The organism is Rhodopseudomonas sp. B29, assembly GCF_000333455.1.
Classification (GTDB): Bacteria; Pseudomonadota; Alphaproteobacteria; order Rhizobiales; family Xanthobacteraceae; genus Rhodopseudomonas.
In genome coordinates, this window is the sequence record NZ_BADD01000711.1 from 1 (window position 1) to 21,230 (window position 21,230).

The 21,230-nt window shown below is 64.8% G+C and carries 18 protein-coding genes and 1 pseudogene; 4 read left to right on the plus strand and 15 right to left on the minus strand.

The genetic code is table 11. The features are described from left to right. Positions 1-101 precede the first annotated feature (101 nt). Positions 102-497 (minus strand): VOC family protein, encoded by a 396-nt coding sequence (locus I5M_RS25455; protein ID WP_031337574.1) that lies wholly within the window; start codon positions 495-497, stop codon positions 102-104. Positions 498-972: 475 nt separating this feature from the next. On the opposite strand from I5M_RS25455, the gene I5M_RS25460 reads away from it, so the two are divergent. Beyond that, positions 973-2,946, plus strand: a complete 1,974-nt coding sequence (locus I5M_RS25460) for a sigma-54-dependent Fis family transcriptional regulator (RefSeq protein WP_031337576.1) — start codon at positions 973-975, stop codon at positions 2,944-2,946. A gap of 183 nt (positions 2,947-3,129) precedes the next feature. Here the strand turns inward: I5M_RS25460 and I5M_RS25465 are convergent, their stop codons facing one another. From I5M_RS25465 to I5M_RS25510, 9 genes are all read right to left on the minus strand, one after another. Continuing rightward, on the minus strand, positions 3,130-4,758 hold the full coding sequence (locus tag I5M_RS25465; RefSeq protein ID WP_022723978.1) for a molecular chaperone GroEL: 1,629 nt from the start codon (positions 4,756-4,758) through the stop codon (positions 3,130-3,132). Positions 4,759-4,784: 26 nt separating this feature from the next. Continuing rightward, positions 4,785-5,549, minus strand: coding sequence for a metal-sulfur cluster assembly factor (locus I5M_RS25470; protein WP_022723979.1), 765 nt, complete (start codon positions 5,547-5,549; stop codon positions 4,785-4,787). 5 nt (positions 5,550-5,554) lie between these two features. Continuing rightward, positions 5,555-6,595, minus strand: a complete 1,041-nt coding sequence (locus tag I5M_RS25475; protein WP_022723980.1) for an amidohydrolase family protein — start codon at positions 6,593-6,595, stop codon at positions 5,555-5,557. A gap of 99 nt (positions 6,596-6,694) precedes the next feature. Beyond that, positions 6,695-7,054 (minus strand): MmoB/DmpM family protein, encoded by a 360-nt coding sequence (locus tag I5M_RS25480; protein ID WP_022723981.1) that lies wholly within the window; start codon positions 7,052-7,054, stop codon positions 6,695-6,697. 63 nt (positions 7,055-7,117) lie between these two features. After that, positions 7,118-8,182: an aromatic/alkene monooxygenase hydroxylase subunit beta gene (locus I5M_RS25485; protein ID WP_022723982.1), complete on the minus strand. Its 1,065-nt coding sequence runs from the start codon at positions 8,180-8,182 to the stop codon at positions 7,118-7,120. 66 nt (positions 8,183-8,248) lie between these two features. After that, positions 8,249-9,292, minus strand: a complete 1,044-nt coding sequence (locus I5M_RS25490; RefSeq protein ID WP_022723983.1) for an NADH:ubiquinone reductase (Na(+)-transporting) subunit F — start codon at positions 9,290-9,292, stop codon at positions 8,249-8,251. Between the two features lie 100 nt (positions 9,293-9,392). Then, positions 9,393-11,066, minus strand: coding sequence for an aromatic/alkene/methane monooxygenase hydroxylase/oxygenase subunit alpha (locus I5M_RS25495; protein WP_022723984.1), 1,674 nt, complete (start codon positions 11,064-11,066; stop codon positions 9,393-9,395). 395 nt (positions 11,067-11,461) lie between these two features. Next, a complete protein-coding gene (locus tag I5M_RS25505; RefSeq protein WP_083909681.1) occupies positions 11,462-11,839 on the minus strand; it encodes a hypothetical protein in 378 nt (125 codons plus the stop codon). 41 nt (positions 11,840-11,880) lie between these two features. Beyond that, entirely contained in the window at positions 11,881-12,924 is a 1,044-nt protein-coding gene (locus I5M_RS25510; RefSeq protein WP_022723987.1) for an NAD(P)-dependent alcohol dehydrogenase, read from the minus strand. Positions 12,925-13,244: 320 nt separating this feature from the next. On the opposite strand from I5M_RS25510, the gene I5M_RS25515 reads away from it, so the two are divergent. Then, positions 13,245-15,122, plus strand: a complete 1,878-nt coding sequence (locus tag I5M_RS25515; protein ID WP_031337583.1) for a sigma-54-dependent Fis family transcriptional regulator — start codon at positions 13,245-13,247, stop codon at positions 15,120-15,122. Between the two features lie 34 nt (positions 15,123-15,156). After that, a complete protein-coding gene (locus I5M_RS25520; protein WP_022723989.1) occupies positions 15,157-15,606 on the plus strand; it encodes an SseB family protein in 450 nt (149 codons plus the stop codon). A 1,264-nt stretch (positions 15,607-16,870) separates the two neighbouring features. Here I5M_RS25520 and I5M_RS25530 read toward each other — a convergent pair. From I5M_RS25530 to I5M_RS30630, 5 genes are all read right to left on the minus strand, one after another. Then, the gene (locus I5M_RS25530) at positions 16,871-17,650 is read right to left on the minus strand and encodes an enoyl-CoA hydratase-related protein (RefSeq protein ID WP_022723991.1); all 780 of its coding nucleotides are present in this window, start codon (positions 17,648-17,650) and stop codon (positions 16,871-16,873) included. Between the two features lie 41 nt (positions 17,651-17,691). Beyond that, complete coding sequence (locus I5M_RS25535; protein WP_022723992.1) at positions 17,692-18,519, minus strand: SDR family NAD(P)-dependent oxidoreductase; 828 nt, start codon at positions 18,517-18,519, stop codon at positions 17,692-17,694. Positions 18,520-18,647: 128 nt separating this feature from the next. Beyond that, entirely contained in the window at positions 18,648-19,058 is a 411-nt protein-coding gene (locus I5M_RS25545; protein WP_022723994.1) for a MaoC family dehydratase, read from the minus strand. A 5-nt stretch (positions 19,059-19,063) separates the two neighbouring features. Next, complete coding sequence (locus tag I5M_RS25550) at positions 19,064-19,510, minus strand: MaoC family dehydratase N-terminal domain-containing protein (RefSeq protein WP_022723995.1); 447 nt, start codon at positions 19,508-19,510, stop codon at positions 19,064-19,066. 8 nt (positions 19,511-19,518) lie between these two features. Further along, on the minus strand, positions 19,519-20,703 hold the full coding sequence (locus I5M_RS30630; protein WP_244432094.1) for a lipid-transfer protein: 1,185 nt from the start codon (positions 20,701-20,703) through the stop codon (positions 19,519-19,521). Positions 20,704-20,802: 99 nt separating this feature from the next. On the opposite strand from I5M_RS30630, the pseudogene I5M_RS25560 reads away from it, so the two are divergent. Continuing rightward, positions 20,803-21,132 (plus strand): annotated as a pseudogene (locus tag I5M_RS25560) (TetR/AcrR family transcriptional regulator); the annotation flags it as partial. Positions 21,133-21,230: the final 98 nt, after the last annotated feature.

Sequence of the window (21,230 nt, forward strand, 5' to 3'; positions counted from 1 at the left end):
CATGCCCGGCTCTACCTCTTCGTCTCCCCGCGCATCCACGCTTTGAAGGCGGAGAATCAGGATTTCAGCGGAACGTCAAATGGCTGCCACGGAGCGGGTCATCACGCGAAGCGGCCGCCCTTCTGGATCACCTCGATCTTGTAGCCGTCAGGATCGGTGGCGAAGAAGAAGTTCGCCAACACTGCGCCATCGTGCCGTAATTCACGCATCGGACCAGGCGCGAGACTCTCGCGTTCGAAGCGTGCGTGCTCCGCGGCCAAGTCGTCGACAACCACCGCCAGATGGCCGTAGCCATCGCCGAGCTGATACGGCGTCGTCCGGTCGGCATTGACGGTGAGTTCGAGTTCGAACGGCGACGACGGGTGCCGCAGATAGATCAGCGTGAAGTCGGGGAACGGAATGCGATCGGCCGGCTCGAGGCCGAAGGCTTTCCTATAGTAATTCAGCGACCTCGCCTCGTCGAGCACGCGGATCATCGAATGGACCGGCTTGGCCATCGCGGGCATTCCTCTTCTGATGAGATTAAGGTCGAGCACCACGCACCAGTGCTCGTGTTGTTCCTGCAAATACTGCGATGAACGACATTGATCGCGCCAGCGCCGGCAGCGAGTAGCAGCAACTCACGCACGTCGCGGTAGCAAATCGTCTCGCAATGCAAACAGTGCGGCGTTATGAAATCGCAGCGCAGCAACGATTTTTTCTCACCGGCATCGCTTCCCTCCGACTCCTTCTTGCCACTTTGCCAAGGAGGTATAGGCTCACCATCCGCGAGCTGACCACTCCCTTTGACGGCTCGCGGGGACATCGAGGATCAGGGACGCTGCTGGCGGCGACGCAAGGATCATTTGCGCGACGCGATGCGGGCTAGTGGACGAACGCGAGACGACTTCACCGAGGTGATCGCGGGCCGAGACAGACTTGGCTAACGCCGCGGTTCGCAGCCTCGGACGCCATGACGCCAAGGGAGCCGACATGGAACAGCGAGACATACGCGCTGCGTGGGAACGCTTCGTTGAACGAGGCGCGCTGGCGAGCGAATTGCGGTCTCCCGTGGCGAACTCGTGGCAACGGTCGCGCAGCCATCAGGTCGCGATCAGTCGCGACAAGGCGCCGCTGGTCGCCGAAGCCGAGCTGTTCCGTCAACGCGCCAAGCACGTCACGCTCAGGCACGCAGCGCGAAATGCGCTGGAGAATTCGCGAACATTTCTGAGCGACGCGCATTCGATCATGATCCTCACCGATCCGTCTGGCCTGATCATAGACACCGAAGGCGACGCACGGGTGATCGATGCCGGGCGATCAGTGCATCTCGAGCACGGTGGCCGGTGGAGCGAGGCCGATATCGGCACCAACGCCATCGGTGCCGCGATGGCGGAGGCACGACCAGTGCAGATCCACGGCGCCGAGCATTTCTGCGCCGAGGTGCAGCGCTGGACCTGCGCAGCGGTGCCGGTGCGCGATCCGGTTGATGGCGAGGTGCTCGGCATCGTCGATATTTCCGGCCCTGCGACGACATTCAATCCGCATAGCCTGGCGCTCGCGGTCTGCGTCGGACAGCAGGTCGAAAGCGTGCTGGCGCGGGCCATCAAGGAAGACCACGAACGTCTGCTGCAGCACTATCTCGCCAAGCGCGCGCTGTGGGCCGCGGACGATTGCCTGCTGATCGACCGGCGCGGCACCATTCTTCATGGCAGCGAACTCGCCCACAAGGCGATCCGAGACAATTTTCGCAGTCACGGGCTCGATCCGCCGACACGGATTCTCAAGCGGCTCGATTTTGCCGAGTGGCCTGCGAAACTGAAGGAGTTGCTGCCGGGCGCGAGCGTCGATCTCGTCGCTCACGATGATATGGGTATCGGCGCCGTCATCGTGCTGCACGCCCGGCGACGACTGACGGTCGCCGATCGCGGCCTGCAAAAGCAGGATCATCCCGCTGACTTGCGGAAGCAACCCGCACCGGCACGTGCGCTGCCGCCGCCGAGCTTGCGTTTCTGCGACGAGACCTCCGCGCCGCGTCAGCCTTGCGCGCCGCCGCGGCGGCCGCGATCACTGGCCTCGTCCGCGACCAGCTTCATTGCCACGGATCCGGCCGTGCAGGCCGTGGTCCGCCGCGTCGAAGTCGCGGCTGCGCGACAAATGCCGATCCTGATCCGCGGCGAGACAGGGACCGGCAAGGAGCAGCTCGCGCGACACGCCCACGCGGCCAGCGGACGCAGCGGCGCGTTCGTGCCGGTGAACTGCGCTGCGCTGCCGGACAGCCTGATCGAAGCCGAACTGTTCGGCTATGCCGAAGGCGCATTTACCGGCGCACGTCGCGGCGGCGCGCCGGGGCTGGTGCAAGAGGCTGACGGCGGCACGCTGTTTCTCGACGAGATCGGCGACATGCCGGTCGCCCTGCAGGCCGTGCTGCTACGTCTGATCGACGACTGGACGGTGCGTCCGGTCGGCGGCGCGCGCAAACGCGTCGATATCTTTCTGGTCTCGGCCACCAACGCCGGACTCGAGGCCGCCGTCGCCGAGGGCCGCTTCCGTTCCGACTTGCTGTATCGGCTGAACACGCTCGAAGTGACGCTGCCGCGGCTGCGCGACCGCGCCGACTTCGAGTCGATCGTGCGGCATCTGATCGACGGCATCGATCCGGGTTGCGAGATTGCTCCCTCGACCATGACGGCGCTGGCGGCGCGATCGTGGCCGGGAAATATCCGCGAGCTCCGCAATATCCTGGCGCGCATCGCGCTCGCCGGCGGCGACGAACCGGGTTCGTCGGTCATCGCCGACCTGATCGGCCAGACGCGGCCGCCGAAATCCGGGTCGCTGCAGGACATGCAGCTCGCCAGCATTCTCGCCGTCCATGCAGAGACCGCCGGCAACGTCAGCGAAACCGCGAGGCGCCTCGGCGTCTCCCGCAATACTGTCTACCGCGCACTGGGGCAGGCGCCGCGATAGTTGGCACTGGCTCGTGGCCGTCGCCTCTTCCATAGAGGTCCCATCAGACACCGCGTCCGTCATTGCGAGGAGCGAAGCGACGAAGCAATCCAGCGCCGTGCTCGGCATCTCTGGATTGCTTCGCCTTCGGCTCGCAATGACGAGCGTTGGGCGGTGGGCTCGCAAGGGCCACTGCCGCGCTTGCTACAACAACTCCGCGCCGCCCCCACGCGCAGGTTCGGCGGTGATGTCGTGATACTCGGGTTTTTTGGCGATCAGCGTCTGCGTCGTCAGGATCAGCGCGGCGACCGAGCCGGCGTTGCGGACGGCCGAGTAGCTGACCTTCACCGGATCGATGATCCCGGACTTGATCATGTCCACGGTGGTGCCGGTCCGCGCGTCGAAGCCGTAGCCGTTGCTGGCCTTGGCGACTTTGTCGACAGCCGCTGCGCTGTCCCGTCCGCAATTGGCGACGATGCAGGCGAGCGGCTGGCTGAGCGCGCGCTGCACCAGCTCGGCGCCCTGCCGGGCGCTGCCCTCCAGCTTACCGATCAGGCCATCGAGTTCGGGCGTGACCCGGATCAGCGCGACGCCGCCGCCCGGCACGACTCCCTCCTCGATCGCCGCGCGGGTGGCATTGATCGAGTCCTCGATCAGTTGCGCGCGGCGCTTCTGCTCGACCGGCGTTGCGCCACCGGCGAGGATCATCGCGGTGCCGCCCGACAGCTTGGCGAGCCGCTCCTGAAACTTGTCCCGCTCGATGTTCTCCGGCGCCGCCTCGTATTGCCGCAGCACCTGCTCGCGCCGCGCTTCGATCTCGTTCGGCCTGCCATGGCCGGCGGTGATCAGCGTCTTCGACGACGAGATCCGCACCTGCCGCGCCGCGCCGAGGTCCTCGAGCCTGGCCCGTTCGAGCGTGCCGCCGAGATCGCGCGAGATCACCCGCCCGCCGGTCGCGACCGCGATGTCTTCCAGCATCGCCTTGCGCCAGTGGCCGTATTCCGGCGGATGGATCGCCGCGACCTTGACGTTGGTCTTCTCGCGCCGCGACAGCAGCATCATGATCACCGGCGGAGCGACGTCCTCGGCGATGATCAATAGCGGCCGGCCGCTCTTCTCGATCAGCGCGAACACGCCGGCGAGCTGATCGCTGGTCTGGATCTTGTGGTCGGTCATCAGGATGTAGGGCTCGTCGAGCACCACCTGCATGCGCTCCACATCGGTGACCATGTGGTGCGAGAGATAGCCGCGCTCGAACGCCATGCCCTCGACGACTTCCAGCGTGGTTTCGACGGTCGAGCCGAACTCGACCGCGACGATGCCGTGATTGCCGGCGCGCGCGAAGGCTTCGGCCACCATCGCGCCGAGCCGGGCATCGTTGACCGCGATGGTGGCGATGGCGCGGATGCCGTTCGGGCCGTCGACCGGCTTCGCGGCGCGCTTCAGCGCCTTGATGGTTTCCTCGACGGCGGCTTCCAAACCTTCGACCAGTTCGACCGCGTTGGCGCCGCCGGCCAGCAGCTTGAGGCCGTGCTGCACCAGGAAATCCGCCAGCACGGTCGCCGTTGTGGTGCCGTCGCCCGCGACCTCGTTGGTCTGTTTGGAGACTTCGCGCAGCACCTGGGCGCCCATGTTTTCGAACGGGCATTCCAGCTCGATCTCGGCGGCGATGCTGACGCCGTCGCGCGACACCAGAGGCGTGCCGATCGGCCTGTCCATCACCGCGTTCATGCCTTTCGGCCCCAGCGTTCCGCTGACCGCCTTCGCCAGCTTGGCGACCCCTCGCCCGAGCGCTTCGCGCGCCTGGGCATCGTGAAGCATCATCTTAGCCATCGTGATCCTCCGTGTTTTTATACGCGCTACGCGGGCGCGCGGCTTGTTTGGTCGAGCGGTGCAGCGCGCCGGGGCGTCAGCGGCGTTTCGGTATCGAAGCGAACGTGCAGCAGCCCGCGGCACAGCGCGCTGTTGAACTCGGCATTGACGTCGACGCGCCGGAGCGCGCGGACATAGGTCGACAGCGTTTCCGCCTGCAGCGGCGCGCCCTCGGTGTCGATGAAGGCGAGCGGCTCGCCGGCCTGCGCCGCGACGTCGCGGCGCTCGAGATAGCGTGACAGCAAAGCCGCGCCGGCTTCGTCGAAGTTGAGGCGCGTCAACGCATCGAGCCGCAGCGTCACCAGCGACTCCGGCCGATGGCCGGCCTCGAGCAGATGCGCCAGCAACGCCGCCTGACGACGCTGGAACGCCTTGAGCAGAAACGTCCGCCGCACCTCGCCCAGATCGCCGTCGGCCTCGTCACCGAAGGTCTGCTGGAACGACAGCCCCTCGGCGAGGCCGGCGTTGATCTTGTCGGCGTACATGTGTTCGCCGAGCACGACCTCCACCGCACGCACCCAAGGCAGCTCCAGCACCGCCGCCCGCATGTCGTCCGCCATCAGGAACGAGAAATTGGCGGCACACCAATAGGTCGGCAGCCGGAAGCCGATGCGGACGCGCGCGTCCGCATCCACCTCGACCTCGGTGACGAATTTCAGATCGGTCACCGACTCGTCGAGCTCCGGGTCGGTCACCGTCTGTAGCCGCGCCCAGACTTGCGCCTGGCGATCGGCCAACATCGAGGCCTGCATCGGCCTCACTCCGCTGCGTAAGCCGCGGCGAGGTGATCGTAGCCGCCCGCCGCTCCGATCCGGCTCTTCTGCGCCTCGATATCGATGTTGTAGAGCCGCGCCGCGTTCAGCCCGAGGATCTTCTTCTTGGTCTCCAGCGTCAGCACCGCGCCGGTTTCCTTGCTCAGTTCCTCGGGGATCTCGAACGCCATGAAGCGGTCGATCAGCCATTTCGGCGTCCAGATGCCGTAGTCGCTGCCGTACAGGATCTTGTCGGGCCCGATCCAGAACAGCAGTTCGGAGATCACATGCGCGAAGTAAGCCGGCCGGGTGTGGATGAACGGTAGCGCCACGGCGAGGCCGCCATACACGTTGGTCTCCTGCGTGGCGATCCAGCAGAAATCGTCGAGCCGCGGCAGGCCGCAATGTTCGACGATGAAGTTGAGCCCCTGGAACGAGGTCGCAACGTCGTCGATGTCGCCGACCGCGAACGAATCCTTGTTCAGCGGAATGATGGTCGGGCCCTTGTGGACGTGGACGTTCTTGACGCCGAGCTTCTCCGCGGCCTCGAGAAACTTGTAGGAGTCCTTGTCGTCGAGCCGATAGCCCTTGGAGTCGCCGCGCCATTCGGCGGTGTACAGCTTGACGCCGGTCAGCTTGTACTTCTCGACGTCGGCGTGAAGCTGTTCGAGTCCCTTGTTGCCGTCGCGGGGATCGAACGCGCCGTTGAGGATGAAGCGCTCCGGATGCTTGTTCTTCAGCGCCGCGTTGCGCTCCACGGAGTTGAAACCGTGCTTGTAGAAATCCGTCAGATAGGTCGACTGCAGGATCGCCATATCGTCGTAGCCGTGAACGAACAGATCGTCGTGCATGGTCTGCGCGTCGTACTTCTCGAACTTCTCCAGCGGCCATTTCTCTTCGGCCGGGCTGAGGTTCGAATGGTAGGCGTAGAAGCACTCGATGAACTGCTTGCCGTGCACGTTCTTCTGATTGGCGGGGCTGCCGTCCCAGAAATGGGTATGGCCGTCGATCACGAAAATCTCTTCCCCGGATGCCGTCCTGTACATCGCGCGTCTCCCTGGTCGTGCCGCGTTGGGCACATCGATTGATGATCTTTGGATCTTCGTCAGCCGGCGGGGCCGGACACTGCCCGGCCCCGCTCTCGCTCAGTGTTCGATGTAGGCGAGCGCTTCGTTCATGTCGCCGAAGCAGACCACGGTGTCGTCGTCGACCATCACCATTCGGCCGTAGTGCGTCGAGGTCGAGATCTCGAACAGATACGGCGTCATTTCGCGGCCGAGCGCTTCGCTGATCTCGCTCATCGTGAAGACCAGCTTGCCCTCGCCGTCGATCCGGATCATCGCCGGCATGAACGTCACCTTGACGCCGGGCTTCTGCTCCATCACCTCGGCGATCGCGCGCGCCTCGACGCTGTCGTTCATCGTGACCCCGCATTGATGCGAGATCGTCTCTTCGAATTTGATGTCCTTCATCGACTTGAAGATGTTGGTCGCAGCCTCGGTCATCTGGTTCTCCTTCGGTGATGGCTTGCTTGGTGGTGCGTCATCGTTATCTCCGCGCGCTGGCGATCACGGCGCGACGAGGCCGACCTGGGAGCAGATCGTCTTGATACGGTTGTCCGCCTGCGCCTGCGCGTCGGCGAAGCCGGTGACCTTGACGCGCGGCTGCGACCAGATCGGCTGCAGATTGGCCGCCGCCTCGCGGGCCAGGGCGCCGTGGTGGGCGATCCAGCCGTTGAACAGATCGCGGTTGTGCGCGCCGTTCTCGTTGTCGTGCGTCAGCATGTGGACCAGCTCGACGGTGTTGGCGAGATTTCGCTCGTAGTCCGCCTCGGCGGCGGCGACCACGGACGGCGTTGCGAAGTCGCCCTGCGACGCAGCCATCTGCATGATGAAGCCGCTGCGGAACAGCTCGCCGACCAGCGGCTCGAACACCAGATTGGTCGCGATATATTGTTCGAGATAATCAGTGGCGCCCATGATAGCTTCGATCGCCTTGCGGGTGCCCTGCCAGATCGGGTCTTCCAGCCAGTGCTTTTTGCCGGCGGTGTGATCGAAATTGCCGAGATCCATGCCGATCTCGCTGAGATAAAGCGTCAGGTCCTGCGCGAAGCGCAGCTTGTAGGAGGAGTTGGTCAGCGTCGCGTTGTTGATCATCTGGGTGTAGCCGTAGCGCTGCGCCTGCATCAGCGAGGTGCCGAGCCCGAATTCGGCGTGCTTGTAGGCGCCGAGATGGTCCTGCAGGATCTTGACCCAGGCGGCGTCGAAGCGCTTCGGCGCACCGGACTTGCGCGCGTTCTCGATCACGCCCTGCACCATGCCGCAGATCGTCGACTGGCGCTGATAATGCGTCCGCTCCCATTCCTGATCGACCGCGCGGAACTGGTGCCAGTTCGAGCTCAGCGCCTTGGTCCAGGTCTTGGAATAGGTCGGCGTGCCGTCCGGGAACGAGATGATCCAGTCCTGCAGCAGATAGCGCTCGGGATCGGGCTGCACGTCGACGGTCATGTCTTCGTAATGCGTCGCCTTGCGGGCCTTGGGTTCGAAGTAATTGTACTTGCGGCTGTCGGATCCGGCGAAGATCGCGGATCCGGCGGCACCGGACTTCTGGACGGTCTGTGGGCTCGCACTCATGTCATCCTCCCTGGGTTATGATTGGTTTCGCCGAACGGCGTTGGTCGTCGTGGAAAGCGTCGGCCGTCAGCGCGTGGCCGGCGTGAACTTGTCGAAGAAGATGTGATCGGGCTCGACATTGGCCATCTGCAGCACCGGCAGCACCGCATCGATCATCGGCACCGGCCCGCACGCATAGGCGTCGATCACGCCGCTCAAGCCTTCGGCCGCGAGCCGCCGCCGCACCACCTCGTGGATGAAGCCGGTCTCGCCGTCCCACTGATCGTCGGGCGTGGCGTGCGACAACGCCGGGATGAACTCGAAGTCCGGCAGCGCCGCGGCGACCGCCGCGATCTCGTCGAGCATGAACAGATCGGCCCGCGTCCGCGCGCCGTAGAAGAACCGCACCGGCCGCTGATCGCCGCTCTGCACCTGGTCGGACAGCATCGACCACAGCGGCGACATGCCCGAGCCGCCGCCGATCAGCAGCAGCGGGCCGGTTCGCCCTTCGCGGCGGAAACACGTGCCGTAAGGGCCCTTGGCCTGCAGCACCGCGCCCGGCTGCAGCGCGCCGTCGAGCTGCGCCGAGAACAGACCGTTCGGATATTTCTTGATGATGAAGGACAGCCGCGTGCCGTCGACCGGCGCATTGGCCATCGAGAACGCCCGCGTCACGCCGATCTCGGGCAATGTCAGATCGACATATTGGCCGGCCCAGAACTTCATCGGCTTGTCGAGGTCGATCTCGAGCAGGCGGATGTCGTGGGTCAGCGGCGTCACCTTGGCGAGCCGCGCCTCGAACGATTTCACCGCGATCGAATGCGACAGCAGCTCTTCGTCGAAATTGAGCAGCTCGACTTCGAGGTCGCTGTAGGCGTGGGTCTTGCAGAGCAGCACGTGCTCGTTCTCGCGTTCATAGTCCGGCAGCGCGAAGGTCGAGTATTTCAGCATCTCGACGTCACCGCTCAGCACACGTGCTTTGCAGGAGCCGCACTGACCTTCCTTGCAGCCATGCATCAGCGCGATGCCTTGGCGGAATCCGGCGTCCAGAACGGTCTCGCCTTCGTCGACATCCATCTCGATGCCGACCGGCTCGAGGCGGACCTTGTAGGTGGTGGTGGTTTCCGACATGGATCTCGGCCTGGTTAGTGGGACGGAGGTCGCAGCGCGCGCGGCGCCGCATCGGCGGGAACGAAGGGGCCGCGTGCGGCCCCTTCGCCTCCGGTCGGGCTCAGTTGCAGGGATTGATGGTGAAGCCCTTGCGATATTCGGCCACGGCGGCGTCGCGTTCGGCACCCGGCTTCAGGGCGCGGAACGAGCGCAGCGGACTGCCGAGCGTGTTGCCGCGGACGTGGTCGAGCGTCCACATGTCCTTCTGCTCGAAGCGCAGATGCGGTTGCGGCACCAGCGTCTTGCCGTCGGAGCGCACGAAGCCGAGATCCACCAGGGCATCGGCGTGATCCCAGCCGTGGTAGCACTCCTCCCACTCGCGCCGACCGCTGAAGCGGCCCATCGCGGGCGTGGCGCGGCCCTCATATTCGGCAGCGAACGCCACCTTGTGGGTCCAGCGGCAGCCTTCCGAGCAGTAGGTGTAGACCTTGCCGTCGACTTCGTCGCAGCAGAAGTCCTCGCGGATCAGGCACGGCACCATGCAGCTCCAGCAGCGATGCGGATAAACGTAGCCGACGTCCGAATTGAAGGCGATGACCTTCTCGCCCGGCTTGGACAGCTTCGCGTACCACTTCCAGTAGTCGCCGAACTCGGCATACCAGCCCGGATACTTATGCTCGAACCACTCGAAGTCCTTCTCGGTCTGGGCTTCGATGCGCCAGAAGTTGAACGACCAGCCGACCGAGAAGAATTGCGCGGTCTTGTGGACGTAGTTCTTCTTGACGATGCGGTCCCAGGCTTCGGCGACGTCGTCGTGGTGGATCTTGATGCCGTATTTCTCGAGCGGCAGCATGTAGGTCCGGTAGTAGTCTTCGTAGATCCAGCGGTGCCACAGCTCGGCGTAGGATTCCTTGTTCTTGTCGCGGTTCGTCGTGCCGTATTCGATGAAGGTGCCGATCGCGGCGTCGACGATGGCGTGGTTCTGCCAGAACGCGTATTTCAAGTCGCGCTCGAGCAACTGGTGGTTCGACGGATCGTGGATCATCGCCATCAGCATCGAGTGGCCGTTGCCGATGTGACGGGATTCGTCGGACTGCACCGACAGGAACACGGTTGGCAGCGCATAGTCGCCGTTGCGGGCGGCTTCGGACGGCATGGCTACAAACAGCGTGTTGGTGAACGCCGTCTCGGCTACGACCGTCAGATAGATGTTGGCGGCGGTGATCGCGTCACCGGTCAGGAAGCCTTCGGCAAACTGCCGGCCGATCGTGGTGGCGTAGCACTTGCCGAACGCCGCTTCGGTGATGTCGAAGCCGGCGGGATCGATATAGTTCTCCATGTACCACTTCTTCAGATTCATCTGAATCGTGGAATGGCGGAACTCGTCGACCATCTGCATGGTGAAGCCGGTGCGCAGCTCTTCGCCCGGCGCCAGTCGGCCGACCATCGCCATCGAACGGGCCGCGGAGATTTCCGGGAACGGGATGATCGCCAGAAACAGCTTCATCCATTCGACCCAGCGCGGCTCGACATTGCGGAACATGTCGCCGCGCAGCGCCGCGTCGAGCGCACCGTAGACACGGTTGTCCTTCTCTTCCTGCATCGGGAAGTAGGAGCGCAGCACCTGCTTCATCGGGTCGCGCGGCACCCGCGAGATCTTGTAGTCGGTCGGGAAGGTCATCGCCTCCTGGACGTAGCTCGGCGTCCAGCCAAGATCGGACACGCGGTTTGCGGCTTCAGCGGTGCTGATGCCCTTCTGGTTCACGATCTTGTTGAGGGTCAGTGTCTCAGACATCTAGTTCTCCCTTGGGCGTTAAGTTGAATTCCCACTTCCTGCCTTCGTTGGTCGGGCGTCCGTTCGGCGTGTCGTTGCGTGCACGATTGCGGTGCGCCCGATGGTCGGTGACCCGTCGCTCAGGACGGACCGGAGACCGGCCGGTCGGCCGGGTCGGTGTGCGGCGCACCCTTGGTCAAGGGCTTGCCTTCGGCGATGAACCGCGCGGTGAGCACCAATGCGCCCATCGCGAAATCCTTGGCCGTGGCTGGCGATCATCGCCTCGGCGATGCCCGCGAGTTGCAGGAAGAAGCCGTCCTTGGAGCGGTCTTCCTCGCTGAGTTCGGTCGGTCCGGCCGGCGGCACGCCGTCCGTGCGCGGCGCTTTGCCGGCAGTGCGGATAGTGTTGCTGGTCATCATGCGTTTCCTGATCGGTAATGAGTGCCCGCGCCCTGCGGGCCGTCGTCGAATTCGAGCAGCGACGCGTTGAGCCACTCACGTTCGGCGACGAGCCGATCGTGTTCGTCCTGCAGCGCCTTGAAGCGTGCGGTCAGCCGCTCCACGTCGGCGGCGGCCTCGTCCCCGGAGTTCGGCGATCTGGCGTCGCGAAGTGCGCAGTGCATCTCGATCTCGGCGCCGCCGCGTGCGCTGTCGTTGCGCAGCTGCGCCTCGTTGTTGCGGATGATCGCCTCGATCAGCCGATGCCGGGCCAGCATGCTGGCGCGCGCCGCCTCGCGATCCGACCGGTCGGCGTTCGGCGGATCGTCCGCGCTGCTGTTGGTCATGTCGCCCATCCAGGTTTGCGGCAGTGAGCGGACTGCCTTGCAGCGGCTCGTCATGGCACCAGCACGGCCCGGCCGTGGATGCGGCCATGATGCAGATCGTGCAGCGCATCGTTGGCGGCGCTGAGCTTGTATTCCTTGGTGTGAAGCTGAACGAGGCCGCGATCGGCGAGCTTCATCAGCTCGACCAGTTCCGCGTAACTGCCGACCAGATTGCCCACGATGGTCTTCTCCGTGGTGATCAGGTCGATGGTCGGCAGCTCGATTTTGCCGCCATAGCCGACCACGTAGTAGAAGCCGTCGTTCGCCGTCATCGCCAGACCGCGGGTGACGGCCTCGCCTTCGCCGACGAAATCGATCACGGCCTCGGCGCCGCGGCCGCCGGTCAGCGCCAGCGTGGCTTCGACCTCGTTGCCGTCGGCCTTGACCAGATGATGAGCGCCGCAGGTCTTGGCGAGCTCGAGCGACTTGTCGTCGCGATCGACCACGATGATTTCGGCGGCGCACAACGCCGCCAGAACCTGAATACCGATATGGCCGAGACCGCCGGCACCGATCACGGCCGCGTACTGCCCGGGAAGCAGATGGCGCGACGCCTTCTTCGCAGCGCGATACGCGGTGAGGCCGGCGTCGGTGTATGGAGCGACGTCCTTCGGCGCCAGCGTCTTCGGCAGCTTGATCAGCGAGCGCTGACCCGTCAGCAGATACTGCGCGTAGCCGCCATTGGCGTTGATGCGGGGAAACACGCTGTCGTCCGCATGCATGTCGTTGCCGCGCCGGCACGCCAAGCAATGACCGCTGGTCACCAGCGGATGGCAGATCACCGGATCGCCGACCTTGATGCCTTCGACGCCGGGGCCGATCGCCTCGACCCAGCCGGCGTTCTCGTGGCCCATGATGTAAGGCAGGTTGACGTCAACCTTGCTGCGCCAAATGCCTTCGACGATGTGCAGGTCGGTGCGGCACACACCAGCGCCACCGATCCGCACCACCACGTCCGATGGCCGCGTGATCTTCGGATCCGCCACGTCTTCGTATTTGACGAATTCCTTCGCCGTCAGCTTCTCGTCGAATGCATGCAGAACCGCGGCTTTCATCGAACCTTCGCTCCCTGAAAATTATTTTTGTTCTGTCACCTCGTTGGCGCCGTGCGACGAACTAACAACAGCAAGAGCCATGCCACGCGACTAACAGCCTGAGTTACATGCACTTCGGGATCGCGCGACGGCGCCGCCGCGATCCGCATCGGACCAACGTGGTGAACATTCGTGTTCCGCCGCGGAACACTTCGAGACGAGACGAAGAATTTGGAATTTTACTTAGTTGGAATATGTTGAAGTTCGAACGCCGCAACGAGAAGCCGAACACGGCTCGCGGGACGGAGGAACGTCTGATGCTCGATCAGGGAGGGCAGTCGATGCTGCTTGCCGGGCGGCGCCTCGACAACATCGGATTAGCGCTCGAGCAACGCGGCGGTTCGCCGGCCGGCTACATGCCGGTCGATATCTACGACAGCTGGATGCGCTGCATCGCACTCGGACTCGACATGCGGCAACCGCCGCCGCCGGAATTCGTCTGCGCCGCGACCTTGCGCCAGGAACAGCAGCGCTGCTCCTTGGTGCGCGGCCTGGCGCTGGCGGAGATGCACACGCTGCATCAGCAGATCTCCGGCTCCAACTTCATGGTGGCGTTCGCGAGCGCCGAAGGGCTGTTGCTCGACATCATCGGCGACCGCAGCTTTCGCGATGCGTCGGACGCCGCCGGCATCAGGCCCGGCGCGCTGTGGACCGAACGCCACTGCGGCACCAACGGGCTCGGCACGGCGGCGCATCTGAAGCGTCCGGTTGCGGTGCACGGCGATCAGCACTTCTTTCCGCGCTACAACAATCTGACCTGCGTCGCCGCTCCGATCTTCGCACCCGACGGCGAACTCACCGGCATCCTCGACGCCTCTTCGGATTGCCTGTCGCGCCAAACGCATACTCAAGCGCTGGTCGGGATGGCGGCGACGCAGATCGAGAACGGTCTGTTCCGCGAGTATCACCGCGGCAATATCCTGATCGCGTTTCACAACCGCGGCGAATATCTGCATACGCTCAGCGCCGGCCTGCTCGCGGTCGACGAGGATGGCCGCATCCTCTCCGCCAACCGCGCGGCGCGCGTGCTGCTGCACGGCCTGCCGGCCGCGGCGGGGCGGCACTTCGCCGACGTATTCCGCACCGACTTCAACCGCTTCGTCGACGAAGGCCGGCGCAGCGAGCGGCAGAGCCTGGAAGACGATGTCGGCAGCCAGTTCGTCGCCACCATCGAGAACACACGACAGTTCCCGGTGATGTCGCAGCCGCGCGTCAAGGCGCCGCCGCCCCCGGCGCCGGCCGCGATCGAGTTCGTTTCCGCGGATCCTGCGCTCGCGGCGATCGTGCGCCAGGTCGAGAGCGCCGCGGCGCGCACGATGCCGATCCTGGTGCGCGGCGAGACCGGCACCGGCAAGGAACAGCTCGCCCGCCACGCTCACGCCGCCAGCCGCCGCACCGGCGCGTTCGTCCCGGTCAACTGCGCGGCGCTGCCCGACAGCCTGATCGAAGCCGAGCTGTTCGGCTACGCCGAGGGCTCGTTCACCGGTGCGCGCAAAGGCGGATCGGTCGGACTGTTCAAGGAGGCGGACGGCGGCACACTGTTTCTCGACGAGATCGGCGACATGCCGGTGTCGCTGCAAGCCGTGCTGCTACGCTTCCTCGACGATTGGACCGTGCGTCCGGTCGGCGGTGCCAAGCGCAAGGTCGATGTCCAGCTGGTGTCCGCCACCAATGCGGATCTCGACGAGGCGATCGCCAAGGGCCGCTTCCGCTCCGATCTGCTGTTTCGTTTGAACACGCTGGAAGTGACGCTGCCGCCGCTGCGCGAACGCTCCGACTTCGCCGATATCGCCAGGCATGTGATGGCCAAGATCGATCCATCGGCGCGGCTGACGCCGGGCGCGATCGAGCGGATGGCCGAGCTGCAGTGGGACGGCAACATCAGACAATTGCGCAACATGCTGTCGCGGCTGTCGCTCGCCGAACAAGGCGGTCTGATCGGCGAGGCGGCGGTCAAGGCGGCGCTAGGCGACCTCGCGACCAAGGGATTGTCTCCAAATGCGCCGAGTAGCGGCGGGCTCAAGCGCGGGCTCCGCGAGTTGCAGCGCACGCAACTCCTCAGTGCCTACGCCGAAGCGGGCAACAATGTCAGCAAAGCGGCGCGCAAGCTCGGCGTGTCGCGCAACATGATCTATCGCGCGCTGCGCGAGACCGAATGATCAGCCACATCGCATATCAGCAGGGAGGACGGCCGTGTTCGAACCGCAGAACAAACTCGAAGCGCTGATGCAGGCGGCTGCCAGAGATGCCGACGCCGCACCGGCGTTCTATCAGGCACTCCTGAAAACCGAGATCTACATCCTGGTGCCCGACGTGCCGGTCGCGCCGGGTGAGAGCCGCGCGTTGCAGCCGCAGGAGACCATCAACGTCGCCACCGTCGAATTCCAGGGCCTGCGCTGGCACCCGGCCTTCACCTCGAAATCGCGCATCTCCGAATACGTCAAGGAGCCGGAGAGCTGTCTCGGCGCGGTCGCCGAAGACCTGTTCGCAATGCTGCCGGGCTCGAACTTCTGGCTCAACCCGTCGTCCGAATGCCAGAAGCCGCTGCCCGCCTCGGAGATCGAAATGATCACCGGCGGCCAGATCTTCACGACCGTCGCCGCCAAGGCCGGCCGCCAACGACGCTCACCGCGCAAGAGATGAGGAAGGGCGCGGACGCGTTGAGCCAAGTTGATCTGCGTCCGCGGGCGTGTGCGGTCAGCCGACGCCGAGAAACCTATCCGCGCGCGCTGGGCTGGCTTTCCAGATCGGCATTAGCAGATCTTCCGCACCGTCGTCGTAATCCCCATGCCGTTGCGGCCGCGCAGCGTGACGACCTTGCTTGTCCGATACCTAGCGGAATCCCGAACATCGCCCGGCTGTGGAGATATTGGCGACGTCGAGAGGCATACTTCATCTCTTACCGAGATAGGCGGCGCCGAGTCTCGAACCGTCCGGGCAATGGAGAGATGCGAACGAAGAACGTTGATCGAAACAGACTCCTACGACGGCACTGGTGGGTAGAGGCCATCGAAAATCGCCGAGTGGATCTGTCTCACCGGTCCGGGTGATCTGTTTGCTGAGCGTCCGCTTAGGGCCAGAAGCGGACATGTCCCACCCCAATGGCCCTGAGGGTGGGCTTAGCCCGCCGCCGTAGCGACCGACACTCAATATCGGCAGGTCGCTTCCGTGTGTCGGAGAACCGCGAGCTACATGGCGCGACCGTTGGTAACGCTGGTGTCGAGTTTGGAAACGCTTAATGCAGAGTTTGGAAACGCTTAAATCGAGTCGCCGAGTCGGCCGAAATTTCTGACTTTAGGCGTTACTTTTCTGACTTTGAGCGTTACAAAAGGGGGTATGTAACGGGGGCGTCGGCGAAATTACCGCCCACTCTGGTGCCTACACTGCCGCCTGCGAAAATCGCGCGTTGGCACTGTCCACATTTCCATTTGAAAGGCGCGCGGCGAGACATCGCTGCCCGATGGCTATTGTGGCCACCCTGGACGGTTGCGCCAGGCTTCAGGTCCCGTCTGAGGAGGATGGCGATGAAGCCGTGAGGGGCCGGTACGCCTATCGGCCTTGAATCGTTCAATTCGAGGTCGGCAGCCGGATGTTGTTTCCCGGACTCGACCGTGCAATCAAGATCGAGCGAGGTCGGCGTAGTCCCATGCCTGTAGGGACACAGGGCGCCTGCGCCTTTCCGCTCGTCCCGCCACGGGACTTGCTGATGCTACACCTGGATGCTACACACGCCCTGTGTCGCGAATAGAAACGCAATAATTTCAATAGGTTCGATCCGGTTGGCTGCTGGCTGAGTACCCTCCCGCCCCAGCCAGAGCCCCCTCCACCTCGCCACATGCTGACGGTTCGCGAGGGGTTCCGGATCGGCGCGGCGGCCGAGGAGATACATGAACCTCGACGTACGACGTCACCGCCCTTTGAATTGAGGGGGCCGCTTCTCAACGAACGCGGCCGCGCCTTCGCGCAGGTCTTCGGTGACGAACGCCCGTCCTTGGCATTCCGCCTCGCTGTCGAGCGTGGCGGCGAGTGGTGCATCCCAGGCTGCTTCGATCTGACGCTTGATGAGGCCTAGGCCGATCGGCGGCCCCGCGGCGAGCTGCTCGGCGATCGCCATCGCTTCATCCATCAAGCGCGCGTCGTCGACGGTCTGGAAGATCAGTCCCGATTGTTCGGCCTGCTCGGCCGTCAGCGGCCGACCCAGCAGTGCGAGAGCGCGGGCACGGGCGACGCCGATCGAGCGTTGCAGAAACAGGGAAGTGCCGGCATCGAGCGCGGCCCCGAGCCGCGCGAAGCTCAGCACGAACTTGGCCGAGCGCGCCGCCAACACGATATCGCCGGCCAACGCCAGGCCGACACCGGCGCCCGCAGCAGCGCCGTTAACCGCAACGACGATTGGCTTCTCGGCATTGCGCATCGACTCGATGACGGGGCTCAGCTCGGCCCGCATCCACGGCGCCACGTTGGCACCGGCGCTGAACGTGTCGCCGTTGCCGAGCTCGGCGCCGGCGCAGAAGCCTTTTCCGGCGCCGGTGAGCAGGATCGCCCGCACCGCCTCGTCGGCGAACGCGGCGTTCAGCGCATTCCCGAGATCGCCGAGCAGGCCTCGGCGCATCGCGTTGTACTGCGCAGGATTATTGAGCGTGAGCACTGCGACCGCGCCCCGTCGTTCCGACAGCACCCAACTCATCCTATCCTCCGACTCATCTTTGCGCTGACCGCGGCGTAGCCTTAAAGGATCAACCCGCCACCGCAGACCAGCACCTGGCCGCTGATGTAGTTCGATTCAGGGCTGCAGAACAAATACACGGCGTCGGCGGCTTCTTCGGGCGTGCCGCCACGGCCGAGCGGGATCATCCGCGCCATGGCGTCGAGCATCTGCGGCTGCACCCCGACCTTGATGTCGCGGCCGGCGACGTCGATGGTCTTTTGCTGGGTCTCGATCGGTTGGGTGAGGCGGGTGTTGATCAGGCCGAAGGCGACGCAATTGACGTTGACCTTGTAGCGGCCCCATTCCTTGCACAGTGTCCGCGTCAGCCCAACTAACGACGCCTTGGCGGACGAGTAGCTCGCCTGTCCGGCATTGCCGTAGAGCCCGGCGATCGACGAAATGTTGACCACCTTGCGGAACACTTCGCGGCCGGCCTCGGCTTCCTTCTTGGCGAAGATCCGGATCGGCTCGGCAGCCGCGCGCAGGATGCGGAACGGCGCCACCAGATGCACGTCGAGCATCGCCTGGAACTGCTCGTCGGTCATCTTCTGGATCGTCGAGTCCCAAGTGTAGCCGGCGTTGTTGACGATGATGTCGAGCCCGCCGAATTGCTCCACCGCCGCGCCGACGAAGCGATCGGCGAAGCCGGGCTCCGACACGCTGCCATTGATGGCGATAGCGTCGCTGCCCATCGCCTTGATCTCGGCGGCGACGGCATTGCCGGGTTCGGCGTCGAGATCGTTGACGACGACGCGCGCGCCTTCGGACGCGAGCTTGAGCGCGATGGCGCGGCCGATGCCGCGGCCCGATCCGGTGACCAGCGCCACCTTGCCTTGCAGTTTGGCCATGGGATTCCCTCAACTTATTAGTATTGGCTCGTCATGGCCGGGCTCGTCCCGGCCATCCACGCCTTGGGCCGTGAGGCGCAGAAGACGTGGATGCCCGGGACGAGCCCGGGCATGACGGATGGGTACATTTACAAAGCGACCACGGCTTCGCCGGCGAGTTTGGTCTCGCCGTGCTGGTCCTTGGTGGTCAGCGCGATGCGGGCGCAGCGTTCGCCGCCGGCTTCGAACAGCTCGGCGACGGTGCCCTCGCAGGTCAGCTCCGCGCCCACTTGCGTGATCGCCGCGAAGCGCGTCGAGAAGCTGCGGATGCGGCTCGGCGGAAACGCGTCGCTCAGCGCCTGGCCGAGATAGCCCATCACCAGCATGCCGTGACTGAACACGTCGGGAAATCCCGACGCCTTGGCGAAGTCGATATCGACGTGGATCGGATTGTGATCGCCCGAGGCGCCGCAATACAACGCCAGCCGATGCCGGCTGATCGCCGGAAATTGCTTGTGCACGACGCGGTCGCCGACCGCTGCTGCTTTCGTGTCGGTCATGGCGCTCACCCGTTGCGAACGACGATCGTCCGGGCCGTATCGGCTACATGGACGCCGTGCTGATTGGTGACAGTGGTGTTGACGCCGATCAGCGTCAGCGCGCCACCTTTCTTCTCGGCTACGCTCGCGACGCTGGACTGGAACGTCAGCGTGTCGCCGACCACGACGGGGGCGTGATAGGTGAAGCTCTGCTCACCGTGCAGCACGCGTCCGAGATCGATATCGAGCGCGGTGAGAAACTCGAACGGTTTCTCGTTGTCGAGCATCTCCAGGCAGAACAGATAGGTCGGCGGGATCGGGATGCCCTTATAGCCAGCGGCCTTGGCGGCTGCGGCGTCGCGATACAGCGAATTGGTCTCGCCCAGCGTCTCGAAGAAGTAGCGCAGACGACCGGGCTCGACAGCGGCTGTCACCGGCGTGAACCGGTGACCGACAGCGGATTGATCGACCATGACGACGCTCAGGCGCGTTCGTACAGCGTGACGACGCAGGCGCCGCCGAGGCCGAGATTGTGCTGCAGCGCGCGCTTGGCGCCGTCCACTTGCGTCGCTTCGGCCGTGCCGCGAAGCTGCCGCGTCAGTTCGTAGCACTGCGCGAGGCCGGTGGCGCCGAGCGGATGACCCTTCGACAGCAGGCCGCCCGAAGGATTGGTGACGAACTTGCCGCCATAGGTGTTGTCGCCGTCGTCGATGAATTTCTCGGCGCCGCCTTCGGGGCACAGGCCGAGCGCCTCGTAGGTGATCAGCTCGTTGTGGGCGAAGCAGTCGTGCAGCTCGACGACGTCGATGTCGCTAGGGCCGACGCCGGCCTGCTCGTACCCTTGNTTGGCCGCCGCACCCGCCATGTCGTAGCCGACACCCGCATCATGTCGTGCGCCTCGAACGTCGAGGCCGTGTCGGTGGTCATTGCCTGCGCGGCGATGCGGACGTTGGTAGCGAGGCCGTGCTTCTTGGCGAAGGCTTCCGACACCAGCACGGGCGGCCGGGCCGCCGCAGGTCGGCGGACAGGCCATCAGCCGCGTCATCACGCCGGGCCAGATCACCTGATCGTTCAGCACGTCGTCGGCACTGAGTTCCTTGCGGAACAGCGCCAGCGGGTTCTTCGCCGCATGACGGCTCGCCTTGGCGCGCACCTTGGCGAAGGACGACAGCGGCGTGCCGTGCTTCTGCATGTGGCTGAGGCCAGCGCCGCCGAAATAACGCAGCGCCAGCGGAATGCCGGGCGCGTCGATCAGCGCGTCGGCGGCGGCGTCGAAGTCTTCGAACGCGCTGGGGCGATCGACGAACACCGAGCCGAGCGCGCCGGGCTTCATCTGCTCGAAGCCGAGCGCCAGCACGCAATCCGCCGCGCCCGAGGCGATCGCCTGCCGCGCCAGATACAGCGCGGTCGAGCCGGTGGAGCAGTTGTTGTTGACGTTGACGATCGGCACGCCGGTCATGCCGACCTGATACAGCGCGCGCTGGCCGCAGGTTGAGTCGCCGTAGACGTAGCCGACGAAGGCCTGCTCGATGGCGTCGTAGCCGATGCCGGCATCGCTGAGCGCGCGGCGCGCCGCCTCGGCGCCCATCAGGTGATAGGGCTCACTGGCGCCCGGCTTCATGAACGGGATCATGCCGACGCCGGCGACGTAAACGGGTGACGCCATCTGTTTCTCTCCCAATCTTACTCGTTGGACTTTTTATTACCCGTGAGTAATATAAGCCGTCGGCGCCGGAGTCAATCGGCCCCGTTTCACGGATGCATGATGGACGGACGCCCCGCCAACGACACGACCTCGCCCTGGATGCCGTTCGAGAACCGCCGCCGCGCCCGCGACGAAAAGCGCGAGGCGGTGCTGCGCACGGCCGTGCAATTGTTTCTCGAGCAGGGCTATCATCGCGCCACGCTCAACGAGGTCGCCGAGCGGCTGAACATCACCAAGCCGGCGCTGTACAACTACTTCCGCAGCAAGGAGGACATCCTGTTCGAATGCTGGGCGCTGGGGCAGGAGCAGGTCGACGGCTTCATCGCGGCGATCGACGGCAGCCGGCAGAACGGCCTCGGCAAATTGCGCGCGCTGGTGCACTCCTATGCGGGCGATCGGTGACCAGGCCGCGAAGGATCTCGGCTTCAAGGTCGAAGAGAAGCGCAACCGCAAGCCGCCGAGCTTCGATCAGGTCAAGCCGCAGATCG

Coding starts and splice junctions, on each gene's coding strand:
- I5M_RS25455 (WP_031337574.1), bottom strand. CDS start 497: ATGGCCAAGCCGGTCCATTCGATGATCCGCGTGCTCGACGAGGCGAGG.
- I5M_RS25460 (WP_031337576.1), top strand. CDS start 973: ATGGAACAGCGAGACATACGCGCTGCGTGGGAACGCTTCGTTGAACGA.
- I5M_RS25465 (WP_022723978.1), bottom strand. CDS start 4,758: ATGGCTAAGATGATGCTTCACGATGCCCAGGCGCGCGAAGCGCTCGGG.
- I5M_RS25470 (WP_022723979.1), bottom strand. CDS start 5,549: ATGCAGGCCTCGATGTTGGCCGATCGCCAGGCGCAAGTCTGGGCGCGG.
- I5M_RS25475 (WP_022723980.1), bottom strand. CDS start 6,595: ATGTACAGGACGGCATCCGGGGAAGAGATTTTCGTGATCGACGGCCAT.
- I5M_RS25480 (WP_022723981.1), bottom strand. CDS start 7,054: ATGACCGAGGCTGCGACCAACATCTTCAAGTCGATGAAGGACATCAAA.
- I5M_RS25485 (WP_022723982.1), bottom strand. CDS start 8,182: ATGAGTGCGAGCCCACAGACCGTCCAGAAGTCCGGTGCCGCCGGATCC.
- I5M_RS25490 (WP_022723983.1), bottom strand. CDS start 9,292: ATGTCGGAAACCACCACCACCTACAAGGTCCGCCTCGAGCCGGTCGGC.
- I5M_RS25495 (WP_022723984.1), bottom strand. CDS start 11,066: ATGTCTGAGACACTGACCCTCAACAAGATCGTGAACCAGAAGGGCATC.
- I5M_RS25505 (WP_083909681.1), bottom strand. CDS start 11,839: ATGGGCGACATGACCAACAGCAGCGCGGACGATCCGCCGAACGCCGAC.
- I5M_RS25510 (WP_022723987.1), bottom strand. CDS start 12,924: ATGAAAGCCGCGGTTCTGCATGCATTCGACGAGAAGCTGACGGCGAAG.
- I5M_RS25515 (WP_031337583.1), top strand. CDS start 13,245: ATGCTGCTTGCCGGGCGGCGCCTCGACAACATCGGATTAGCGCTCGAG.
- I5M_RS25530 (WP_022723991.1), bottom strand. CDS start 17,650: ATGAGTTGGGTGCTGTCGGAACGACGGGGCGCGGTCGCAGTGCTCACG.
- I5M_RS25535 (WP_022723992.1), bottom strand. CDS start 18,519: ATGGCCAAACTGCAAGGCAAGGTGGCGCTGGTCACCGGATCGGGCCGC.
- I5M_RS25545 (WP_022723994.1), bottom strand. CDS start 19,058: ATGACCGACACGAAAGCAGCAGCGGTCGGCGACCGCGTCGTGCACAAG.
- I5M_RS25550 (WP_022723995.1), bottom strand. CDS start 19,510: ATGGTCGATCAATCCGCTGTCGGTCACCGGTTCACGCCGGTGACAGCC.